Annotated in this window: 21 protein-coding genes; 13 read left to right on the top strand and 8 right to left on the bottom strand. The window is 71.4% G+C overall.

The window, feature by feature from the left end; all coding sequences use genetic code 11:
• The first annotated feature begins 191 nt into the window (after positions 1-191).
• The 3 genes from ACWDUZ_RS03905 to ACWDUZ_RS03895 all read left to right on the top strand — a co-directional run bounded on the left by ACWDUZ_RS03905 (position 192) and on the right by ACWDUZ_RS03895 (position 1,764).
• Positions 192-842: a TetR/AcrR family transcriptional regulator gene (locus ACWDUZ_RS03905; protein WP_451630157.1), complete on the top strand. Its 651-nt coding sequence runs from the start codon at positions 192-194 to the stop codon at positions 840-842.
• Positions 843-1,078: 236 nt separating this feature from the next.
• Positions 1,079-1,306, top strand: coding sequence for a DUF3107 domain-containing protein (locus ACWDUZ_RS03900; RefSeq protein ID WP_030176223.1), 228 nt, complete (start codon positions 1,079-1,081; stop codon positions 1,304-1,306).
• Positions 1,307-1,494: 188 nt separating this feature from the next.
• Positions 1,495-1,764 carry a hypothetical protein gene (locus tag ACWDUZ_RS03895; protein WP_451630156.1) on the top strand — a complete coding sequence of 90 codons (270 nt, stop codon included), beginning with the start codon at positions 1,495-1,497 and terminating at the stop codon, positions 1,762-1,764.
• Positions 1,765-1,891: 127 nt separating this feature from the next.
• Here ACWDUZ_RS03895 and ACWDUZ_RS03890 read toward each other — a convergent pair whose 3' ends face one another.
• Positions 1,892-2,638: a ferritin-like fold-containing protein gene (locus tag ACWDUZ_RS03890; protein ID WP_451630155.1), complete on the bottom strand. Its 747-nt coding sequence runs from the start codon at positions 2,636-2,638 to the stop codon at positions 1,892-1,894.
• A 506-nt stretch (positions 2,639-3,144) separates the two neighbouring features.
• Between ACWDUZ_RS03890 and ACWDUZ_RS03885 the strand changes: the two genes are divergently transcribed.
• Both ACWDUZ_RS03885 and ACWDUZ_RS03880 read left to right on the top strand, forming a co-directional pair.
• On the top strand, positions 3,145-5,655 hold the full coding sequence (locus ACWDUZ_RS03885) for a DEAD/DEAH box helicase (RefSeq protein WP_451630183.1): 2,511 nt from the start codon (positions 3,145-3,147) through the stop codon (positions 5,653-5,655).
• Positions 5,656-5,780: 125 nt separating this feature from the next.
• Positions 5,781-6,725, top strand: a complete 945-nt coding sequence (locus tag ACWDUZ_RS03880; protein ID WP_451630154.1) for an alpha/beta fold hydrolase — start codon at positions 5,781-5,783, stop codon at positions 6,723-6,725.
• Here ACWDUZ_RS03880 and ACWDUZ_RS03875 read toward each other — a convergent pair.
• Complete coding sequence (locus ACWDUZ_RS03875) at positions 6,722-7,618, bottom strand: NYN domain-containing protein (protein WP_451630153.1); 897 nt, start codon at positions 7,616-7,618, stop codon at positions 6,722-6,724. The two genes, ACWDUZ_RS03880 and ACWDUZ_RS03875, sit on opposite strands and share 4 nt — an antisense overlap.
• 207 nt (positions 7,619-7,825) lie before the next feature.
• Between ACWDUZ_RS03875 and ACWDUZ_RS03870 the strand changes: the two genes are divergently transcribed.
• Positions 7,826-8,002, top strand: a complete 177-nt coding sequence (locus tag ACWDUZ_RS03870) for a hypothetical protein (RefSeq protein ID WP_451630186.1) — start codon at positions 7,826-7,828, stop codon at positions 8,000-8,002.
• 74 nt (positions 8,003-8,076) lie between these two features.
• Here ACWDUZ_RS03870 and ACWDUZ_RS03865 read toward each other — a convergent pair whose 3' ends face one another.
• The 3 genes from ACWDUZ_RS03865 to ACWDUZ_RS03855 form a co-directional block, all read right to left on the bottom strand.
• Positions 8,077-8,682: a MarC family protein gene (locus tag ACWDUZ_RS03865; protein WP_451630152.1), complete on the bottom strand. Its 606-nt coding sequence runs from the start codon at positions 8,680-8,682 to the stop codon at positions 8,077-8,079.
• Positions 8,683-8,740: 58 nt separating this feature from the next.
• Positions 8,741-9,598: a PHP domain-containing protein gene (locus ACWDUZ_RS03860; protein WP_451630151.1), complete on the bottom strand. Its 858-nt coding sequence runs from the start codon at positions 9,596-9,598 to the stop codon at positions 8,741-8,743.
• Between the two features lie 157 nt (positions 9,599-9,755).
• Entirely contained in the window at positions 9,756-10,397 is a 642-nt protein-coding gene (locus ACWDUZ_RS03855; protein ID WP_451630150.1) for a DUF6758 family protein, read from the bottom strand.
• 183 nt (positions 10,398-10,580) lie between these two features.
• On the opposite strand from ACWDUZ_RS03855, the gene ACWDUZ_RS03850 reads away from it, so the two are divergent.
• On the top strand, positions 10,581-11,810 hold the full coding sequence (locus tag ACWDUZ_RS03850) for an MFS transporter (RefSeq protein ID WP_451630149.1): 1,230 nt from the start codon (positions 10,581-10,583) through the stop codon (positions 11,808-11,810).
• 31 nt (positions 11,811-11,841) lie between these two features.
• Here ACWDUZ_RS03850 and ACWDUZ_RS03845 read toward each other — a convergent pair whose 3' ends face one another.
• Positions 11,842-12,438 carry a suppressor of fused domain protein gene (locus tag ACWDUZ_RS03845; RefSeq protein ID WP_451630148.1) on the bottom strand — a complete coding sequence of 199 codons (597 nt, stop codon included), beginning with the start codon at positions 12,436-12,438 and terminating at the stop codon, positions 11,842-11,844.
• Between the two features lie 474 nt (positions 12,439-12,912).
• Here ACWDUZ_RS03845 and ACWDUZ_RS03840 point away from each other — a divergent pair, with 474 nt between their 5' ends.
• On the top strand, positions 12,913-14,028 hold the full coding sequence (locus tag ACWDUZ_RS03840; protein WP_451630147.1) for a magnesium and cobalt transport protein CorA: 1,116 nt from the start codon (positions 12,913-12,915) through the stop codon (positions 14,026-14,028).
• A gap of 61 nt (positions 14,029-14,089) precedes the next feature.
• A complete protein-coding gene (locus tag ACWDUZ_RS03835) occupies positions 14,090-14,629 on the top strand; it encodes a hypothetical protein (protein WP_451630146.1) in 540 nt (179 codons plus the stop codon).
• 13 nt (positions 14,630-14,642) lie between these two features.
• Here the strand turns inward: ACWDUZ_RS03835 and ACWDUZ_RS03830 are convergent, their stop codons facing one another.
• Positions 14,643-15,413 (bottom strand): hypothetical protein, encoded by a 771-nt coding sequence (locus tag ACWDUZ_RS03830; RefSeq protein ID WP_451630145.1) that lies wholly within the window; start codon positions 15,411-15,413, stop codon positions 14,643-14,645.
• Positions 15,414-15,732: 319 nt separating this feature from the next.
• Between ACWDUZ_RS03830 and ACWDUZ_RS03825 the strand changes: the two genes are divergently transcribed.
• From ACWDUZ_RS03825 to ACWDUZ_RS03815, 3 genes are read left to right on the top strand one after another with little or no spacing between them, the layout of a single operon-like run.
• Positions 15,733-17,052 carry a magnesium transporter MgtE N-terminal domain-containing protein gene (locus ACWDUZ_RS03825; RefSeq protein WP_451630144.1) on the top strand — a complete coding sequence of 440 codons (1,320 nt, stop codon included), beginning with the start codon at positions 15,733-15,735 and terminating at the stop codon, positions 17,050-17,052.
• The gene (locus ACWDUZ_RS03820; RefSeq protein WP_451630143.1) at positions 17,042-17,638 is read left to right on the top strand and encodes a DUF1003 domain-containing protein; all 597 of its coding nucleotides are present in this window, start codon (positions 17,042-17,044) and stop codon (positions 17,636-17,638) included. The genes ACWDUZ_RS03825 and ACWDUZ_RS03820 overlap by 11 nt, the downstream gene beginning before the upstream one ends.
• Before the next feature lie 43 nt (positions 17,639-17,681).
• Complete coding sequence (locus ACWDUZ_RS03815; protein WP_451630142.1) at positions 17,682-18,815, top strand: Mrp/NBP35 family ATP-binding protein; 1,134 nt, start codon at positions 17,682-17,684, stop codon at positions 18,813-18,815.
• Between the two features lie 304 nt (positions 18,816-19,119).
• On the opposite strand, the gene ACWDUZ_RS03810 is transcribed toward ACWDUZ_RS03815, so the two are convergent.
• A complete protein-coding gene (locus ACWDUZ_RS03810) occupies positions 19,120-19,626 on the bottom strand; it encodes a hypothetical protein (RefSeq protein WP_451630141.1) in 507 nt (168 codons plus the stop codon).
• A 570-nt stretch (positions 19,627-20,196) separates the two neighbouring features.
• Here ACWDUZ_RS03810 and ACWDUZ_RS03805 point away from each other — a divergent pair.
• A complete protein-coding gene (locus ACWDUZ_RS03805; RefSeq protein WP_451630140.1) occupies positions 20,197-21,474 on the top strand; it encodes an MFS transporter in 1,278 nt (425 codons plus the stop codon).
• Positions 21,475-21,839: the final 365 nt, after the last annotated feature.

Genomic DNA, 21,839 nt, shown 5'->3' with positions numbered 1-21,839 from the left:
GGCCCGACCACGCCCACTGAGCAGCGGTGGAGCGGACTTCTGCCCTAACTGAACCCGTTCGAAACCTTTGGACCGGTGTCTTCACCCGTCCGGTACGTGAAATTCTGCGCTCGCACCGCGCACAGTACGGTTACCGAAAAGTACGATGGCGACGCGGCGCACACCGCACAGGGACGAATTTGGGAGGCGGCGTGACAGCCATCGAGCAGACAGAGGCGGCACGCCCGCGGGGCACGCGCCTGCCGCGCCGTGCCCGACGGAACCAGCTGCTGGGCGCCGCCCAGGAAGTCTTCGTGGCGCAGGGCTACCACTCGGCGGCCATGGACGACATCGCCGAGCGCGCCGGCGTCAGCAAGCCGGTGCTCTACCAGCACTTCCCGGGCAAGCTCGACCTCTACCTCGCGCTGCTGGACCAGCACTGCGAGTCGCTCATCCAGGCCGTGCGCAACGCGCTGGCGTCGACGACGGACAACAAGCAGCGCGTGCGGGCCACGATGGACGCCTACTTCGCGTACGTCGAGGACGACGGCGGGGCCTTCCGGTTGGTCTTCGAGTCGGACCTGACGAACGAGCCCGCGGTGCGCGAGCGCGTCGACAAGGTCACGATCGAGTGCGCCGAGGCGATCTGCGACGTCATCGCCGAGGACACCGGCCTCTCGCGCGCCGAGTCGATGCTGCTCGCCTCGGGCCTGGGCGGCCTCGCCCAGGTGGTGGCCCGCTCGTGGCTGCACAGCGACCGCAGCGTCCCGCGCGACCAGGCGGTCCAGCTGCTGACCTCCCTGGCGTGGCGCGGTATCGCGGGCTTCCCGCTGCACGGCACCGAGCAGCAGCTGCACCACTGAGCTGCCTACCGGACCCGGTGGGGTGAACCGGCCGCCGGACGGCCGGGCGAGGCGCCTGCCGGACCGGCGGGGTGAACCGGCGCCCGCCCGGCAGGAGGAGCCGGCTGGAATGTTCCCTTCGGCTGTTCGCTCCTGGCGTGCCCGGGCGCGGCGTGCGGATCCCCTCACCGGGCTAATGTGTGCTGGGTACGGCGCGGAAGGCCGCGCACTTGAATGACCGTCGGAGGGACATAGCCGTGGAGGTCAAGATCGGCGTGCAGCACGCGCCTCGCGAGATCGTTCTGGAGAGCGGTCAGAGCCCCGAGGAGGTCGAGCGGGCGGTCGCCGAGGCGCTGGCCGGCAAGTCGCAGCTGCTGACCCTCGTGGACGAGCACGGCCGCAAGGTGCTGATCCCGGCCGAGCGACTGGCGTACGTCGAGCTGGGCGAGCCGTCGCCGCGCAAGGTGGGGTTCGGCGCGCTGTAGGCGCGGGAGACGAGAGGACGAGCGGGGTCCCGCCGGCCGGTGGTCGGCGGGACCCCGCTCGTCCTGTTCCGCCGGCCCGTTCACGGCCGGTACCCGAACAGCCCACAGGGGAGGGTTGTATTCCGCAGGTCAGGGGTATGACCGGCTACGACCGAGAGGCACCGGCCGACCGCCTGGGAGGGACCCTCATGTTCTTGGAAACGTTCGGCTCCGCCGTACTCGGTCTGCTGCTCGGCGGGGCCGCGCTCCGCCGGCTGTCCCACCGGCTGCCGTCCCGCCTGCTGGTGCTGTCGACCGCAGTGGCGGGTGCGCTGTTCGGGGGGTTCGTCACCCACAGCGCGCTGGGCTCCGGGAGCATCGTGCTGAATCTGCTGGGCGCCGCGGTCGTCTCCGCCGCCTCCCTGTCCCTGCTGCTGCGCCCGGCCGGCCGCCTGCGCCGACGATCCGTGACGGCATAGCCGCCCAGGACCTCTCACCGCACAGCCGTCGGCGGTCCTCGACGACACAGCCGCCGGGGACCGCCGGGAGAACCTGGCCGGGCACCCGGGCGCGAGCACCCGAGTGCGGGAATTCAGGCCCGGGGGTTCACGCAGCCAGGCCCAGCGCGGCCATCCGCTTGGTGTGGGCCTCGGTGATCCGGGAGAACATCCTGCCGACCTCGGCGAGGTCGAAGCCGTCCGCGACGCCGCCGACGAGCATCGTGGACAGCGCGTCCCGGTCGGCCACGACCCGCTGGGACTGCGACAGGGCCTCCCCCATCAGGCGCCGCGCCCACAGCGCGAGCCGGCCGCCCACGCGCGGGTCCGCCTCGATCGCCGCACGCACCTTCTCCACGGCGAACCCGGCGTGGCCCGTGTCGTCGAGGACGGCGAGAACCAGCTCGCGCGTGTCGGAGTCCAGGCGGGCGGCGACCTCGCGGTAGAAGTCGCTGGCGATGGAGTCGCCGACGTACGCCTTGACGAGCCCTTCCAGCCAGTCCGAGGGCGCCGTCTGCTTGTGGAAGCCGTCGAGCGCGGCGACGAACGGGTCCATCGCGGCGGTCGGCTCCTCCCCGATCTCCGTGAGCCGGTCGCGCAGTCGCTCGAAGTGGTGGAACTCGGCCGACGCCATCTTCGCCAGCTCGGCCTTGTCCGCGAGGGTGGGCGCCAGCTTGGCGTCCTCCGCGAGCCGCTCGAACGCCGCGAGCTCCCCGTACGCGAGAGCCCCGAGCAGGTCCACGACCGCGGCGCGGTACTGCGGGTCCGCGGCAGCCGTCGTCCAGTCCTGGGCGGCGATACCGGTGCGTGCGGCGGGGGCGTCGGCGGCGTTCTCAGGCTTGTCAGAGCTCGTCATGAAGCGCACAATAGCCCGCTCGCCGCCCCTTCGAAGGACCCGGTCGACCGGTGTGACGACGACTACGTGACCAAATCGGCCATCGCGTGTGCACGATTCCGGGGTATGGTGGTAATGCGCCTGCTGGTACGCCGACGTGTTTCGGTGTGCCTCGACAGGCCGCACGCATGAGGATGCCCGGTCGGTGGCCCGATCGGCTCCGACCCGACAGCCCTCCCAGACCGTACGCCACTGTGCGTACGACGACCGGAGGGACCTCCGAGCGGTACGAGCGCTAGAGCGTCGGCAGAGGTCCCGTGCCATACGGCTTGCCCGAGCGGTTGGCCCGTACGGCGGCCGACGTCCCCCAGGCACGGTCACGCGACACGACCCCCGCGCTCGCCTCGCACCGCGCACACAGAAGAGGCAGCACCCTGACTACGACGTTCCGATCCCTCGGGATCCTCCCCGAGACCGCCGAGGCCCTGGAGGCCGTCGGCATCATCACTCCCTTCCCCATCCAGGAGATGACCCTCCCCGTCGCCCTCTCCGGCACGGACGTCATCGGCCAGGCCAAGACCGGCACCGGCAAGACGCTCGGCTTCGGCCTTCCGCTCCTCGAGCGCGTGACCGTGCCCGCCGACGTCGAGGCGGGCCGCGCCGAGCCCGAGGCGCTCACCGACGCCCCGCAGGCACTGGTCGTCGTCCCCACGCGCGAGCTGTGCGTCCAGGTCACCAACGACCTGCTGACCGCCGGCAAGGTGCGCAATGTGCGGGTCACCGCGATCTACGGCGGCCGGGCCTACGAGCCCCAGGTGGAGGCCCTGAAGAAGGGCGTCGACGTGGTCGTCGGCACCCCGGGCCGCCTGCTGGACCTGGCCGGCCAGAAGAAGCTGAACCTGAAGCACGTCAAGTGCCTGGTGCTCGACGAGGCCGACGAGATGCTCGACCTGGGCTTCCTGCCCGACGTCGAGAAGATCATCGACATGCTGCCGGCGAAGCGGCAGACCATGCTGTTCTCGGCCACCATGCCGGGCGCGGTCATCGGCCTCGCCCGCCGCTACATGTCCCGGCCCACGCACATCCGCGCGGCCGCGCCGGACGACGAGGGCGTGACGGTCGCCAACATCAAGCAGTTCGTCTACCGCGCGCACTCCCTGGACAAGCCGGAGATGGTCGCCCGCATACTGCAGGCCGACGGCCGCGGGCTGGCGATGATCTTCTGCCGGACCAAGCGCACGGCGGCGGACATCGCCGAGCAGCTCCAGCATCGCGGCTTCGCCTCCGGCGCGGTCCACGGCGACCTCGGCCAGGGCGCCCGCGAGCAGGCGCTGCGCGCCTTCCGCAACGGCAAGGTCGACGTCCTCGTCTGCACCGACGTCGCTGCGCGCGGCATCGACGTCGAGGGCGTGACCCACGTCATCAACTACCAGTCCCCCGAGGACGAGAAGACGTACCTGCACCGGGTCGGCCGTACCGGTCGCGCGGGCGCCAAGGGCACGGCGATCACGCTCGTCGACTGGGACGACATCCCGCGCTGGCAGCTGATCAACAAGGCGCTGGAGCTGGACTTCAACAACCCGGTGGAGACGTACTCCAGCTCCCCGAACCTGTTCTCCGACCTCGGCATCCCCGCGGGCACCAAGGGCACCCTGCCGCGCTCGGAGCGGACCCGTGCCGGACTGGACGCGGAGGAGCTGGAGGACCTCGGCGAGACCGGCGGTCGCGGCGCCCGCGGGCGCGGGGGCCGGGGCGGTCGCGACGAGGCGCGCTCCGCCGACCGCGAGCGTGAGCGCCCGGCGCGCGCCCCGCGCCGACGGCGCCGTACGCGCGGCGGCGCACCGGTGGACCCGGGTACGGCGGCCCCCGGTACGACGTCTTCGGACACCGCGGTCGCGCACACCCCGTCCGATGTCACGTCGGACGGGTCCGCGACCGGGGACGAGGCGACCGCCACCCGCACCCCGCGCCGCCGTCGGCGCACGCGCGGTGGCGCGGTGACGCAACCGGCGGCAGCCGCCGCTGTCTCCGTGGCGCCGGAGGCGCCGGTGGCCCAGGAGGAGAACTCTGAGTCCCCGGAGGCCGTGGTGACGACGGCGGAGGGCCCGGCCCTCGACGTCCCGGAGACGCCGGCGAAGCCGCGCCGCCGCCGCACCCGCAAGTCGGCGGAGCGCACGGCCGAGGCCGCGCCCGTCACGGCCGAGACTGCGGTCGACACCGCCGAGACCGCGGTCGACACCGAGGACACCGAGCCGACGCCGGCCCCGCGCCGCACCCGCAAGAAGGCGGCCGCCACCGCCCCGATCGTGCCGGACACGGCCGAAGGCACGGCGGAGCACGCCGTGCCGGTGGAGCAGACGGAGGAGCCCAAGCCGCGCCGCCGCACCCGCAAGGCCGCCGAGCCCGTCACCGCCGAAACGGCGGTCGACACGGCCGAGGGCCCGGCGGAGGCCGAGGCCAAGCCGCGCCGCACCCGCAAGAAGGCCGCCGCCCCGGACGCCGTCGCCGACGCCGTCGAGGGCGTGGAGGCCAAGCCGCGCCGCGCCCGGAAGACAGCCGCCACGGCCGGCACGCCGGAGGACGCCGAGGCGAAGCCGAAGCGCACCCGCAAGGCCGCGGCCGCCCCGGAAGCCGCTGCGGACACCGTCGCGGACGCGGAGGCCAAGCCGCGCCGTACGCGCAAGAAGGCGGCTGCCGCGTCCGAGGCGCCGACGGTCGCCGAGGAGGCGGAGGCCAAGCCGCGCCGGCGTACCCGCAAGGCCGCCGAACCCGTCGTCGCCGAAGCGGGGGCGGACATCGCCGACGCCGAGGCCAAGCCCCGGCGTACCCGGAAGAAGGCCGCCGCGGCCCCCGGGACGACGGCTGCCCTCGCCGAGGGTGCCGACGAGGCCAAGCCGCGCCGGCGCACCCGCAAGGCCGCCGAGTCCGTGAGCGCGGAGATCCCGGCGCAGGCCACCGGTGAGGCCGCTCCGGAGGCCGAGCCCACGGCGCGGCGCACCCGGAAGGCGGCGGCCTCGGTGGAGTCCGCGGAGGCCTGAGCCACAGCCGACGGCCCGGCCCACCCCGTGTGGGACCGGGCCGTCGGCGTCCCCGCGCCCGGCGACGCGCTCGAAGTGGGCGTTCCGGCTGCTTCCTTCGCCCGCGCGCCCGATAACCTCGCCGCATGAGCAGGCCTCCGACCTTCCGTCCGCCGGCCGGTGCCCGGGCCTTCCGGTTGCGCACCGCCCGCGGCGAGTTCGCCGTCGTCGACGCGCCCGTGGCGCCCGGTGTCCGGGCGCGGGGCACCGCGCTGCTGCTGCCGGGGTTCACCGGGAGCAAGGAGGACTTCAACCCGCTGCACGAACCGCTCGCGGCGCGCGGGTACCGGACCGTGACCGTGGACGGGCGGGGGCAGTTCGAGTCGGACGGTCCGGCGGACGACGAGTCGGCGTACGCGCAGGAACAGCTCGCGCGGGACGTCCTCGCGCAGGCCGAGGCGCTCGGCACGCGCGTCCATCTGCTCGGGCACTCCCTGGGCGGGCAGATCGCCCGGGCGGCCGTGCTGCTCGACCCCTCCCCCTTTCTCTCGCTCACTCTCGTGGCCTCCGGCCCGGCGCAGATCTCCGCCTCGCAGCGGCAGCGGGTGAAGCTGCTGCGGGACGCGCTCGGTGTGATGACGATGGCCCAGGTGTGGGACGCCATACAGGCGATGGAGCCGCCCGAGGAGACCGAGACCGCGCTGGACGCGGGGCTCGACGCGCGGGAGGACCTCCGGCGGCGCTGGCTGGGCACCAAGCCCGCGCAACTCCTCGCCACCGGGCGCCAGTTGTGCACCGAGCCGGACCGCGTCGCCGAACTCGCCGCGGTCGCACTGCCGTTCCATGTGCTGTCGGGGGCGCGGGACGAGACCTGGCCGCTGCCGCTGCTGGACGACATGGCCGTGCGGCTCGGCGCCCGGCGCACGGTCGTGGCGGGCGCCGAGCACTCCCCCAACTGTGAACAGCCGCTGCCCACCGCCCGCGCCCTCGCCGACTTCTGGGACGAAGCCACCCGCGCCGCGCACGACACCGGGGCTCCACGGCCCGCCGGCCGTCCGGAGCCGGAGCCGCCGACGGCATCCGCCGGCTAGTACTGCGCCTGCAGGTGGTCCCAGAAGCCGTCGCGCAGGGCGCGTCGCAGGTCGGCCTGGCCGCGCAGCGAGTACTGCAACAGCCCCTCGGCCTCCACCAGCAGGTCCTGGTCGACCGAGCCGGGCAGGTAGGGGTGGCCGGGGAGCAGTTCCACCAGGGTGTCCCGGCCGCGTGCCGCGAGCCACTTCGCGGCGATCTGCGCGCCCACGAAGCGCACGTCGTCGCGGCCGGGCCGGACGCCGCCCGCCGGGTCGTAGGTCACCGCCGTGCGCCGGGAGACGTACGGCTTGAAGAAGTCGAGGTCCAGGGTGCGCTGGCTGTCGACCTCCCACAGCAGCGGCTCGGCCTGGTTGCGGCCCTCCGGCGCCTCGATGCCCCACAGGTGGACCCGGGCGCCGTAGCCCTGGGCGGCCTCGACCGCCGAGACCAGGTCCTCGTCGCCGCCGAGCAGGGCGGCGTCGCTGATGGCGCGGTGCCGGGCCAGGGACTCCAGGTCCGTCCGGATGAGTGAGTCGACGCCCTTCTGCTGGTTGTTGGCGTTCAGGTTGCCGAGACGGACCTTGACGTCGGGCAGTTCGGCGATGGACTGCTGCTCGGCGGTGTGGATGCGGCGGCGGGCGCCGTCGTACCAGTAGACGCGCAGCAGTCGGCTGTCGGCGAAGACCGTGCGAGCGCGGTCGATGAGCGCGTCGATGAGGCCCTCGGCGTCCAGGTCGATGGCGCGGCGGTCCTCCGTCCCGGCGATCAGCCGGCCCACGGCGGCGTACAGATAACCGGCGTCGACGAAGATCGCATGGGTCGAGGGCGTCTTGGCCACCTCGGCGAGCATGCGTTCCAACAGCTCGTTCGTCCGGTCGATGCGGGCGGCCAGCGCCGCGTGGTCCTCGTTCATCGCCTCCATTGTCCCGACGATCACGCTGCGAACACAACTGGTCCCGATCGGTCGTACAACCAACTCTTACCGGTCGGTAATTAGACGTTCGAAAATTTTCTTTAGCGTAGGGAATGTTCGTAACACGCGGGTCGTTGACTATGCATGGAACACGGGGTGCAACCGCCTCGTTCGCCACCCACCTCACCAGTAATTCTCCGCAGGAGGATGACCAGACGAAGGGAGAAGCCCGTGCGCTTCGAGATCATGCGACTCGACGAGGTCAACGGCACCACCGTGGACAGCACCGTCGTGGACGCCGCCTCCGTCAACCGGATCGTTCAGCAGGCCGCCGCGATCGGCCAGCGGCTCTGGATCCGCCCGGCCGAGACCACAGTCTCGTAACGGCGGACCTTTTTGATGCTTCGAGCCCCCGTACGGCACCCGTGCCGTACGGGGGCTTCTTGCGTGCGGCGGCCTCAGGCGCCCCTGACCACCTGGAGGACCCCATTGATGATCTGCTGTACGGCGATCGCGGAGAGCATCATGCCCGCCAGCCGGGTCACCAGCACCACACCGCCGTCCTTGATCACCCGGATGATCAGCAGCGAGTAGCGCATCACCAGCCACAGCACGACGTGGATCGCGAGGATCGCCGACCACACCGACACCTGCGTGGCCACACTGTCGGCCTTCTGCACGGCGAGGATCACGGACACGATCGCGCCGGGACCGGCGAGCAGCGGCATGCCCAGCGGAACGAGGGCGACGTTCACGTCCTTCGTCTGCTTCGGCTCGTCGGTCTTGCCGGTGAGCAGGTCGAGGGCGATGAGCAGGAGCAGCAGCCCGCCCGCGATCATCAGGGCGGGCACGGAGACGTGGAGGTAGTCGAGGATCTGGTGGCCGAGCACGCCGAACACCGCGATCACCCCGCCGGCCACGCAGACGGCCTGGAAAGCCATCCGCCTCTGCACCCGTGCGGCACGTCCGCCCGTCAGCGCTATGAAGATCGGGGTGATCCCGGGGGGATCCATGATGACAAAAAGGGTCAGAAAGAGAGAGCCGAAGACAGCGACGTCGAACATGAGGGCCTTGCGAAAGAAGTGAGGAGTGAAGGAGAGGGTGGGACCGGAGCGGCGTGGCTCAGGCTCCGCCGGCGCCCGGCACCGGGAACGCTCCGGCAGCGCGCCGGGTGATCTCCCCGTAGACCTCGGGATCCGTGGTGAACTCGCCGAGCGAGACGGACTTCCGGCTGCCGTGGTAGTCGCTGGATCCGGTGACCAGCAGGCCCAGTTCCGCGGCCAGACCGCGCAGCCGCGCCCGGGTGTCCGGGTCGTGGTCCATGTGGTCGACCTCGATGCCGTCCAGCCCCGCGGCGGCCAGCTCGGCGATGGCGGACTCCGGCACCGTGCGGCCCCGTTTGACGGCCGCCGGGTGGGCGAGGACACAGACCCCGCCGGCCCCCTTGACCAGCCTGATCGCCTCGAACGGGTCCGTCTCGTGCTTCTCCACGTAGACCCGGCCGCCGTCGGCCAGCCACTGGTCGGTGAAGGCGTCGTCCACGGTCGGTACGACACCGAGCTCGACCAGCGCGGAGGCGATGTGCGGCCGTCCCACCGAGCCGTCGCCCGCGATCCGCGCAACCTGCTCCCAGGTCACCGGCACGCCCAGCGCGTTCAGCTTGGCGATCATGCCCTTGGCCCGCGGCACCCGGTCGTCCCGGACCAGTTCACGCTCGGCGAGCAGGGCGGGCTCGGCGGGATCGAAGAGGTAGGCCAGCATGTGCATGCCGGTGCCGTCGAGGCGGCAGGACAGCTCGGCGCCGGTGACGAGGGTGAGCCCCTCGGGCAGCGCGGCGATCGCCTCGGCGTGCCCGCGGGTGGTGTCGTGGTCGGTCAGCGCGACGACGTCCAGACCGGCCGCGGCGGCGCGCAGCACCAGCTCGGCCGGGGTGTCCGTACCGTCTGACGCGGTGGAGTGGGTGTGCAGGTCGATGCGCACGACACGGACTCCAGGCGGTGACGGGACGGAAGGGGACACCCAAGGATAACGGGAACCGGGGCATGCCCTGTCACACCCGAGGAGCCATGACGCCCCCTACACCCTCCCCGCGTCCTCCGGCCGCGGCGGGCAGGACGAGACACCGTACAGAAAGAACCTAGGGATGCAGCAGCCGAGGTGAGAGCGCCCCGCACGGCACCAGCTCGACCTCGGCGCCGGCGTCGCGCAGATCGGCCAGCACGAGTTCGTCGTACATCAGCATCCCCGACTGCTCGGGCCACACCACCGCCCACAGCCACAGTCCGCGCGCCTCGCCCACGAACACGGCGCGGTCCACCGGGGCCCCGGAGACGTGCCAGAGCGGGGTGGGGCGGCCACCTGCCAGCACCTTGGCGTCCGGCGGCTTCTCCACGTTCAGGGACGGGCCGGGGTCCGGGCCGTCGATGCCGGCGTAGCGCGCGCCGAGGCCGACGCCGAGTTCCTCGGCGACGAGGATCAGCTCCCCCACGCCGCCGAGCGGGCCGGGTCCCGAACAGGCCACCACGGTGGCGCGGCCGCCGCTGCGCTCGTCACCGGCGTAGGCCACGCCGGTGAACAGCCAGCCGACCGGCAGCGGCCACGGCATCCACACGGGCACCTGGGTGCGGTGCACGACCGCGCCGAGGGCCTCGACGCTGGGCGGGATCACGGGCTGCAGCGGATACACCGTCCCGTGCACCTCGCACCGCCAGGCGTCGCTGAAGAGTCCGGGAGCCCTGACCCGGCCACCGCACTTCGGGCAACTGGGTTCGCCCCTCATAGGGCCCCACGGTCCTACCCGGACCGCGCCGCGTCAAGGATGATCACCCGACCGGAGGGAACGCCCGGCCGGGAAAACTAGATGCAAATTGCATCAATTAGCCGCGCTAACTTACTATGTGTATAAGCCAACCAACTGGCGACCATCTACCTCACGGCGATCTCACCGGGATTGGAGCACGGCATGGCCGAGGACCCCTTCGACGCGGGGGCGGGCAGCATCCTGCGGCAACCGAAGGCCGTCTGGGCGACGGCCGGCGCGTCCGTCGTCGCCTTCATGGGCATCGGGCTCGTCGACCCGATCCTGCCCTCCATCGCCAAGGGCCTGAACGCCACGGCCAGCCAGGTCTCCCTGCTGTTCACCTCGTACTTCCTGATCACCGCCTTCGCGATGCTGGTGACCGGCTTCGTCTCCAGCCGCATCGGCGGCCGCAAGACCTTGCTGCTCGGCCTCGCCTTCGTGGTGGTCTTCGCCGGCCTGGCCGGCACCTCCGGCTCGGTCGGCCAGCTGGTCGGCTTCCGGGCCGGCTGGGGCCTGGGCAACGCGCTGTTCGTCTCGACCGCCCTGGCGGTGATCGTCGGCGCGGCGGCCGGGGGCAGCGCCGCCGCGATCCTGCTCTACGAGTCGGCGCTCGGCCTGGGCATGGCGTGCGGCCCACTGCTCGGCGCGCTGCTCGGTGACGCCAGCTGGCGCTACCCGTTCTTCGGCACCGCGTTCCTCATGGCCGTCGGCTTCCTGTGCATCACGGCGTTTCTGAAGGAACAGCCGCGGCCGGCCCGCAGGACGTCGCTGCTGGATCCGATCAGGGCGCTCGGCCACGGCGGTCTCGCCTCGGCGGCGGTCTCGGCCTTCTTCTACAACTACACGTTCTTCACCGTGCTGGCCTTCACGCCGTTCGTGCTGAACATGACGCCCTACAAGTCGGGCGCGGTGTTCTTCGCCTGGGGCGTGCTCCTCGCCGTGTTCTCGGTGATCGTGGCGCCGCGCATGCAGGAGCGGTTCGGCTCGCTGAAGGTGCTCGGCGGTTCGCTGGTACTGCTCGCCGCGGACGAGGTCGTGCTCGGCTACGGCGACCACACCACCGCGATTGTCTGCACGATCCTGTCCGGCGCGTTCATCGGTGTGAACAACACCGTCTACACCGAGCTCGCCCTCGGCGTGTCCGACGCCCCGCGCCCGGTGGCGAGCGCGGGCTACAACTTCGTGCGCTGGTTCGCGGCCGCGGCCGCGCCCTATCTGGCGCCGAAGATCGAGGAGTGGACCGACCTCCACATCCCGTTCGTGGTCGCCGGCGCCGCGGCGCTCGCGGGCGCACTCGTGGTGCTGCTGCGGCGCCGTGCGCTCACACACGAGGCGGAGGAGCACCAGCCGCGGCACGCGAGCCAGGACAGCGTCGCGGTGTTCGCCAACTGACGCTCCCCGGCGATTCGTTGAGTGAGATCGGTCACTCCAGCGGGACGGACCGGCGGACGGGGTCCCGCAGGTCCGTCCCGTTCGTCAGCCAGCGCTCCTGGAGGGCCTGCGCGCCGTGCACCCGCTTCCAGGCGGCCTCGTTCGGGGTCATCGGCAGCAGCGGCAGGAACCGCACGGGGTCCAGCGGCGCGTCGAGCTCCAGGTCCTCCACCAGGCCGCCCGGCTCGGCCACCAGGACCGACGTGAAGGGCGCGCCGGGCCACAGCGGCTCGCCCACGTCGAGCGAGGCGCCCGGCGCCACGACCACGCCCTCGACCTGCGGGGACGCGGCCAGCACGGCCAGCGGGCGGAGCACCTGAGCGGTGTCGGCGAGTCCGGCCCTGACCGACAGGACCAGTTCGGCGCGCGGCCCCTTGACGGGGTCCGCGAGCATCGCCGTGGGATCCGTCATCGGGTGCGCGGACATGCCGAGTGTGGCGTAGCGGACGATGGCTCCCTCCCCGTCCTCGCCGGTGAAGCGGAGCACCTCGATACGGTCCGTGCCGAGGAAGGTGACCGCCGCCCGCGCGTCCGGCTCGCCCAGCGCGGAGCGCAGCCGGGCCTCGACCAGAGGAAGAACATCAACCATGCGGCGAGCATAGAACTCGTCAGCAGCGGGCAAAGCGGCGCCTTGACAGGTCGGCCGACTGTTATTCTTGCCCGGTGGTTCGGGGCAGCACGCAGAAGCGTCGCTTTCTGTCCCGACGCCGATGGAACTCCCTTACGAGGGACCGGCCGGAGGAGGTGGGGCTGTCATGGATCGAAGTCGACCGTGCAGTAGCACCCGCTCTTCCCGCCGTTGACGCAGCCTTCTCCGGTTGCGTCTGCTCGTACTCTCCGGCCACCGCCTCCCGTATGCGCGTCTTCACGTGGAAGAGCACTTCGTCTCGCTTTGCCTGATCTGCGTCAGTAGCTGAATCAGCAATGAAGCCTGCCACCGCGACGTGTGCGGTGCTCCCCGCTTTGTGGACGTGCGAAACATCTACGCACCGGACGTCCTCATTCCGGGCAGTTCCGACCGCTGTCGGCGGCTCTTCGTTGCTCGTCGCGAAGGAGCCCCGCCATGTCGATGATTCGTGACCTGCGTGCCGTGGTCCGCCCGTCCCGTCCGGCGCCGCGCAAGGAGACCGGCGCGTACGACACCACGCGCGACCCGGCGACGCCCTCCGCCGTCGTCGACTGCGCCGTCTACCGCGACGGCGCCCGCGTCGAGACGCCGAAGCCGCTCACCCCGCAGGAGGCCATGCGTCAGGTGCGGCGCGACGGCGGCTTCGTGTGGATCGGGCTGCACGAGCCGACCGAGGCGGAATTCGCCGGTATCGCCACCGAGTTCGGGCTGCACCCGCTGGCCGTCGAGGACGCGGTCCAGGCCCACCAGCGGCCCAAGCTGGAGCGCTACGACGACTCCCTCTTCACCGTGTTCAAGACCGTCCACTACGTCGACCACGACCGGCTCACCGCCAACAGCGAGGTCGTCGAGACCGGCGAGGTGATGTGCTTCACCGGGCGGGAGTTCTTCATCACCGTCCGGCACGGCGGCCAGGGCTCGCTGCGCGCCTTGCGGCACCGGCTCCAGGACGACCCCGAACTGCTGGCCAAGGGCCCCTCGGCCGTACTGCACGCCATCGCCGACCATGTCGTCGACGGCTACATCGCGGTCGCCTCCGCCCTCCAGGACGACGTGGACGAGGTCGAGACCGAGGTGTTCTCGCCGGGCCGGGGCCGGACCCCGCGCGGCACCGACGCCGGCCGGATCTACCAGCTCAAGCGCGAGGTCATGGAGTTCAAGCGGGCGGTCTCGCCGCTGCTGCGGCCCATGCAGCTGCTGAGCGAGCGGCCGATGCGGCTGATCGACCCGGACATCCAGAACTACTTCCGGGACGTCGCCGACCACCTCGCCCGCGTCCAGGAGCAGGTCATCGCCTTCGACGAACTGCTCAACTCCATCCTCCAGGCCAACCTCGCCCAGGCGTCCGTGGCGCAGAACGAGGACATGCGCAAGATCACCGCCTGGGCCGCGATCATCGCCGTCCCGACGATGGTGTGCGGGGTGTACGGCATGAACTTCAAGTACATGCCGGAACTGCACTGGAAGTACGGCTACCCGGCGATCATGAGCATCACGGTCGCGATCTGTCTCGGCATCCACCGCACGCTGAAGCGGAACGGGTGGCTGTGAGGCCGCTCGTCGCGGCGACTGCCCTCGTGGGCGGGGCCCGGCTGCTCGTTAGTCTTCTGCCATGACAAGAGCGACGCTCGACCGGGCCCTCGTCGAGGAGGCCACGAAGAAGTCCGGCCTCATCTGGGTCAAGGCCCCCGGCGTCCCGGCCCGTGCCCTCTGGCACGTCTGGCACGAGGGCGCGGCCTGCCTGGTCGGCGACGGCCCCGGCGAGCAGCCGCTGGGGCACCTGGCCGACGGCGGCGTCGCCGAGGTGACGGTGCGCAGCAAGGACAAGGGCGGCCGGCTGGTCACCTGGGCCGCGAAGGTCGTGGAGCTCGCACCCGGGTCCGAGGCGTGGCAGGCGGCGGTGGCCGAGCTCAAGGGCAAGCGCCTGAACGCCCCCGACGGCGAGGCCATGACCGCCCGGTGGGCCCGGGAGTGCCGCGTCGTGCGCCTGGAGCCGACGGGGACGGTCGCGCCGCTGCCCGACGACTCGCTGGCGGAGGCGCCGCTGCCGACGCCCGCGACGACCCGTGAGCCGATCCCGGCCGGTCTGCCCCGGCTGCTGCGGAAGCGGCGGCGGAAGCAGCAGGGGGACCGGGGGGAAGGGCGAGCATGACGGTGCGGGTGTCTCAGGACGCCGGCAGCTGCTTGCCGTAGTCGACCGTGTCGCTCCGGCCCGGTTCCTTCAGGGAGAAGTCCTTGCCCCACTCCGAGAAGGTGAGTGTGCCCGCGTCGCCGGCCCGCACCAGGCGCACCGGGTAGGGCCTGCCCTCCAGGGACACGTCCAGGGTGCCGCCGGTTCCCTTGCCGCCGGTGATGCGGATGGTGCGGACGCCGGACTGCTCGTGGTGGCCGTCCGCGACCAGGGTGCCCTGCAGCGTCAGCAGACCGTCGAGGAGGACGTTCTTGTCGGTGAAACCGCTGAAGCGGTGGTATGCGGGGTCGTTCGGCGGCACCTTCACGTACTTGCCGTCGAGCTTCCTGGCGGCGCCCGTGTCCGTGCCGCCGCCCCCGTCCTTGCCGTCGCCGTCGGCGTGGCTCCAGAACTCGGCGTTCGCCTTCAGATACAGCTTCTTGCCGATCCGCAGCAGCCGGAAGGTCACTCCCTGCGAGGTGACCGACCCCGATCCACCGTCGGGCTTCAGGCGCATGTCGAGCCGGTACGTGCGGCCGTTGCTCACGACGTTCCCGGACAGGTGCACGGCGTCCGCGGACTCCGCGGCCGTCCGCGTCATGGCCTGGATCTTGTCGGCAGGCAGTTTGCCGACGCCGTTGGTGCCCGCGTCCGGATCCTTCTCGGAGCACCCCGCAAGGCCCGCTCCCACGACGGCGACCAGGGCGCACAGCGCTCTCACCGACGCGGCCCGGCGGGAACGGCGGCCCTGGGGAATCCCGGTCACAGGTGGCGCTGCCTTTCTGACGGGAGCGACGGGTGCGAGGCATGCGAGAGGTGCGACGGGTGGTACCCGAAGCGGCGTAACGCAGCGTACCGGTGCCTCGGCCGAGGAGCGGAGTCAGTCCGTCCGGACCGCTCACCAGGGCGTATCCGAACCGGACGGGCTAGCCTGAAGCCCACCTGAACGGGCAAGCGGGAAAAGGGACCCACCACACCCACGAGATGCCGTCGGCATCACGAGCACGCGCAAACGGCAGAGCACGCCACAACGGGCACAGCACGCACAACGGCACAGCAGGCACAACGACAAGGGAGGCGCGGCCATGGCAGCGGGCGCCCCGCGGATCTTCGTCTCGCACCTGTCCGGCGTCGCCGTCTTCGATCCGACCGGCGACCAGGTGGGGCGGGTGCGGGATCTGGTCGTCATGCTGCGCGTCGGGCGCCGGCCGCCCCGGCTGCTCGGGCTGGTCGTCGAGCTCTCCACCCGGCGGCGCATCTTTCTGCCCATGACCCGGGTGACGAGCATCGAGTCCGGCGAGGTCATCACCACGGGCGTGCTCAACGTCCGGCGGTTCGAGCAGCGGCCCACCGAGCGGCTCGTCTTCGGCGAACTGCTGGACCGACGGGTGACGCTGGTGGAGACCGGCGAGGAGGTCACCGTCCTGGACCTGTCGGTGCAGCAGCTGCCGGCGCGCCGGGACTGGGAGGTCGACCGGGTCTTCGTGCGCAAGGGACGCAAGGGCGGCGCGTTCCGGCGCGGCAGGGGCGAGACGCTGACGGTCGAATGGTCGGCGGTCACCGGCTTCTCCCTGGAGGAGCACGGGCAGGGCGCGGAGAACCTGCTCGCCACGTTCGAACAGCTGCGCCCCGCGGACCTCGCCAACGTGCTGCACCACCTCTCCCCCAAACGGCGCGCCGAGGTCGCCGCCGCCCTCGACGACGACCGGCTCGCCGACGTCCTCGAGGAGCTCCCCGAGGACGACCAGATCGAGATCCTCGGCAAGCTGAAGGACGAGCGCGCGGCCGACGTCCTGGAGGCCATGGACCCGGACGACGCGGCCGACCTGCTCGGCGAGCTGCCCGTGGAGGAGCAGGAGCGGCTGCTGGGCCTGATGCAGCCCTCCGACGCGGCCGACATGCGGCGGCTGATGTCGTACGAGGAGCACACCGCGGGCGGTCTGATGACGACCGAGCCGATCGTGCTGCGCCCGGACGCGACCGTCGCCGACGCCCTGGCCCGGGTCCGCAACCCGGACCTGTCCCCCGCGCTGGCCGCCCAGGTCTACGTCTGCCGTCCGCCCGACGAGACGCCGACCGGGAAGTACCTGGGCACGGTCCACTTCCAGCGGCTGTTGCGCGACCCGCCCTACACCCTGGTCAGCTCGCTCGTCGACGACGACCTCCAGCCGCTCGCCCCCGAGGCCGAGCTGCCCGTGGTCGCCGGGTTCTTCGCGACGTACGACATGGTGGCGGCGCCCGTCGTCGACGAGGCCGGCTCGCTGCTGGGGGCGGTCACCGTGGACGACGTGCTGGACCACATGCTGCCGGAGGACTGGCGCGAGACCGAGTTCCATCTGGACGACCAGGCGGACGGAAAGCCTGCCGCCGGACCGGGCAAGGGGGCGGCCGCCCATGGCAGCTGACCGGGACGGCACCCGCGAGCGCCACCCGGCGGGCGCCACCGCCGCCGGCCGGCCCCGGGCGAACCGGCTGGACCAGCCGCGCGCTCCGCGGCGCAGGCTGCTGCCGGAGTACGACCCGGAGGCCTTCGGACGGATGTCGGAGCGGATCGCCCGCTTCATCGGCACCGGGCGGTTCCTGGTCTGGATGACGGTGGTGATCCTGGTGTGGGTGCTGTGGAACGTCGCGGCACCGCGCCATCTGCGTTTCGACGAGTACCCGTTCATCTTCCTGACGCTGGCGCTGTCCCTTCAGGCCTCCTACGCCGCCCCGCTGATCCTGCTGGCGCAGAACCGGCAGGACGACCGCGACCGGGTCAACCTGGAACAGGACCGCAAGCAGAACGAGCGGTCCATCGCCGACACCGAGTACCTGACCCGGGAGATCGCCGCGCTGCGCACCGGCCTGGGCGAGGTGGCGACCCGCGACTGGATCCGCTCCGAGCTGCAGGACATGATGAAGGAGCTGCAGGAACTGCAGGACGGTCATCGCGAACACGCCGTATTCCCGGCGGATCGCTCGCGCGGACGTGACATGGACGACCGCTGACGGGGGTCCCGGCGTCGCCGCCGCGGGCCGTACCATCGTCCTTATGGTTACGGAAGACGCGGTGCGCGCAGCGCTGGCGACGGTTGACGACCCCGAGATCCACCGGCCCATCACCGAACTCGGAATGGTCAAATCCGTGGAGATCGGTGAGGACGGAGCGGTCGCGGTCACCGTCTACCTGACGGTCTCCGGCTGTCCCATGCGCGAGACGATCACCCAGCGTGTGTCCGACGCCGTCTCGCGCGTCGAGGGCGTCACCCGCGTCGACGTCTCGCTCGACGTCATGAGCGACGAGCAGCGCAAGGAGCTGGCGAACGCCCTGCGCGGCGGCCAGGCCGAGCGCGAGGTCCCCTTCGCCAAACCGGGCAACCTCACCCGGGTGTACGCGGTCGCCTCCGGCAAGGGCGGCGTCGGCAAGTCCTCGGTGACGGTGAACCTGGCGGCGGCGATGGCGGCCGACGGCCTGAAGGTGGGCGTGGTCGACGCCGACATCTACGGCCACAGTGTGCCGCGGATGCTCGGTGCGGACGGCCGCCCGACCCAGGTCGAGAACATGATCATGCCGCCGTCGGCGAACGGCGTGAAGGTCATCTCCATCGGCATGTTCACCCCGGGCAACGCGCCGGTCGTCTGGCGCGGTCCGATGCTGCACCGCGCGCTCCAGCAGTTCCTGGCGGACGTGTACTGGGGCGACCTGGACGTGCTGCTCCTGGACCTGCCGCCAGGCACCGGCGACATCGCGATCTCCGTGGCCCAGCTGGTCCCGAACGCCGAGATCCTGGTCGTGACGACGCCTCAGCAGGCCGCCGCCGAGGTCGCCGAGCGGGCCGGCTCGATCGCCGTGCAGACCCACCAGAAGATCGTCGGCGTGGTCGAGAACATGTCCGGCCTGCCCTGCCCGCACTGCGGCGAGATGGTCGACGTCTTCGGCACGGGCGGCGGCCAGCTGGTCGCCGACGGCCTGACCCGCACCACCGGCGCCACCGTCCCGGTCCTCGGCAGCATCCCCATCGACGTCCGCCTGCGCGAGGGCGGCGACGAGGGCAAGCCGGTCGTCCTGACCGACCCGGACTCCCCGGCGGGGTCCGCCCTGCATGCGATCGCGGGCAAGCTGGGCGGCCGCCAGCGGGGGCTGTCGGGGCTGTCGCTGGGGATCACGCCGAAGAACAAGTTCTGAGATCGGACGCCTGCGATCTGCGGCTCCGCCCTCGGTCAGCTATCTGACCGGGGGCGGAGCCGTCGCCGTTGGTCATCGTTGATCATCGCCGATCGCCGCCGGACGGCCCAGGGACGGCTCGAATGGTGGCGGCCGACGATCCCCGCTTCAGGGGCGAGGTCGGGCGATGTAGGGCGTGACCTGTGCGTTCCCTGCCTTGCGCCGAGTCGGGTAGCCAGTCCCCCTCCGTTCTGGCACGGATGTGGCACGACCGCTCTCCATCCCGAAGTAAGTGGGCCGGCACGCGTCCTCGGGCTGGTGTCTCTCACCCGCAGTGGTCCGACGTTGGGCCGCGCGCGTACGGGTCAGAAGGGAGGTTCGAGATCGCCGCGGCCATCGCTGTGTAACCCCCAGTTCCAGGCTCCTCCTGGGAAGGTTCGGGGTCGGGGACGTCGTGGCCCCATGCTTCGAGTGCCTTCCGGGCAATACGCGGGTTGGGGGCGTCGCCGCTGGTGTCCAGGATGGCGTGCGCGTGCAAGGCGAGGTGATCGCGGTGCTCGGCGAGCGCGGGGTGTTCGGCGAGGATGAGCGCGCCGATGACGGCGGCTTCACGCACGTCCTCGCGGCTGTCCTGGATGAAGGGTGCGACGGCCCGATAAAGCATCGGGCGCAGGTCCCGGAAGGACGCCACGATGGAGTCGTGCGCGAGGAAGCCAGGGAAGTACTGCTCCGTGCGGCCAACGATCTCGCCGGAGGCGTCGTAGGCCGTGGAAACCAACCAGTTCAACAGCGTCGCGCGGATGGGGACTTTGCGATAGGGCCGGAGGGTCATGGCCGCCGGGTGGGTGAGGATGCCGGCGCCATACCTTGGGATCGGGCTCCAACAACCGCGCCAGCACCCCGGGAAGGTCCTCACCGTTCCCGAAGGCCGTCTGGAACGAACCCCAATCAGTCTCCGCCAGGACCACCTGATAGGGGGCAAGTCAGACTCGCGGGACACCCCGGCATCCGAGCGGCGGTGGTTCACAAGCCGAACCTGGCCAGGACTTCTGACACGCCTCCCGTCCGGGCCGGTTGTTCGGTCGGCGGTCCTGCCGTAGGCGGCTGACGTATGTGTGGCATGTCACCAGTTCGGAAGATCGCGCAACCGGGTGGGGCGTGACCTGGCGAGACGCTGACCTGCACGTTTCGGAGAAGCGCACCGACATTCCCCGGTGCTCCCCGTCACCGGGCACGCAGGGGGGCACGTGGTCCGTCGCCCTTGGCTGCTTCCGCACCGGACCGCTATGGTGATCCACATGTTCCTCATTTTGGCGTAGCAGGCACACCGGGTCGTGGGGCCGACGAGAGGCCCGTACGTCCTTCGGTCGCCTTCTTCCGCCTGCCACAGAGGAACTCCTGCGTGTCCACGCACCCTTCGCGGCCCTCGTACGCCGCCGTCCTGCGCGTCCCGTACGCGCGTCGCACCTTCACGTCTGCCCTGACTGCCCGCCTGTCCTACGGCACGGTCTCTCTCGCGGTGATGCTGTCCGTCACCCGGGCCACCGAGTCCTACGCGCTCTCCGGCGCCGTGATGTCCCTCTTCGGCGCCGCGACGGTCTTCCTGATGCCTCTAAGGGCGTCCCTCATCGACCGCCATGGTCCACGCCGCGCCCTGCTGCCAATGTCGGCTCTTTACTGCGCCCTACTGACCCTGCTGGCTGCCCTGACCTGGCGCCCCGGCGCGCCCGCGTCGGCCATGGCTGCGGCCGCGACCCTCGCGGGCGCCTGTGCACCACCTCTGGGTCCGACCATGCGCGCCCTGTGGTCCGAGCTCATCGCCGACCGGCGCCTCGTGCTGCGCGCCTATAGTCTCGATGGAGTCGCCGAGGAGCTGCTTTACGTCTCCGGCCCGGTCCTGGTCGGTGTGTTGGTGGGCTTCGCGCCGCCGGCATCCAGCATTCTGCTGAGCGCGTTTCTGAATGTGGCTGGTACCTGTGTTTTCGTCGCGTCCCCGGCGATGCCCGGCCCGCGCCCCGCGTCCGGCAGGCAGAAGCTCGGCGCGCTCTCGGGCCTGCTACCTGCGGTTGCCGTGGCCGCCGGTGTCGGACTGGCCTTGAGCGGCGTGGACCTGCTGGTGATGGCCTTCGTCAGACAACACTCGTACGACACCGCCTTGATCCCCTGGGTGCTGGGCGCGCTGTCGGTGGGTAGCGCGGTGGGCGGTCTGGTCAACGGTGTGGTGGAGTGGCGGGCGTCGCCCCGAGTCCGCTTGTGCTGCTTCGCGGTAGCCCTCGGCCTGGTGCTCGCCGCGGCAGGCCCGGCCTCCAGCCTGTGGTTCCTCACAGCGGTCATGACCTGCGCGGGTGCCTTCATCGCCCCCGCACTGACGACGGCCTACGTCCTGGCCGACGAGACGGTTCCTGGGAGCTCCCGCACGCAGGCGGGGGCGTGGGTGAACATGGCGGTGAACGCCGGGAGTTCGACAGGATCACTGGTGGCGGGATTGCTGATCGGACGGATGCCGTTGGGCGTGTGCTTCGCCCTGGCGGGCGGGACGGCCGTAGGGGCTGGCGCCGTAGTCGCCCTGGCTGCGCGCGGTCGCGCCGTGGGGGAAGCCCCCTGCTCGTGCGACGTCGAGAGCTTGGAGGAAGCACCTCGTCAGCACTCAGAAGCGCAACAAAGCGGAGGAAAGCCGTGAAAAGTGTCCGAGCTCCCTCCAGGGCTCACCGCGTCAAGACTCCCCATCGCGAAGAACAGGACCGAGGTTCTACCAAGCGATCCCAGTGTCTTGCCGGTTGTTGCTCCCATTTGGACACTCTGCATGCCGCTCATGACGAGTGCGATCGGGCCGCAGGGCTATATCCCGACAGCTGTCGTGACCATGGGACGACGCCAGCCGGACCCGGACCGCTGTAGATGCCCTCTTCGCTGAAGGGCCCTCCCACCACGACGGCCCGGAGACGGCCCCGGAGGCCCTGCACGATCGGTGACCTGCTGCTCTGTCAGAGGAAGTTCTGAGCCTCCGGGCGGGCGCCCGAGCCCCTCGGTCCGGTTCAGGCGCTC

It is taken from the genome of Streptomyces sp. NPDC003393 (genome assembly GCF_053589015.1).
Note: the sequence above shows the minus strand (reverse complement) of the source record. Positions and strands in the feature narration are given on the sequence as shown.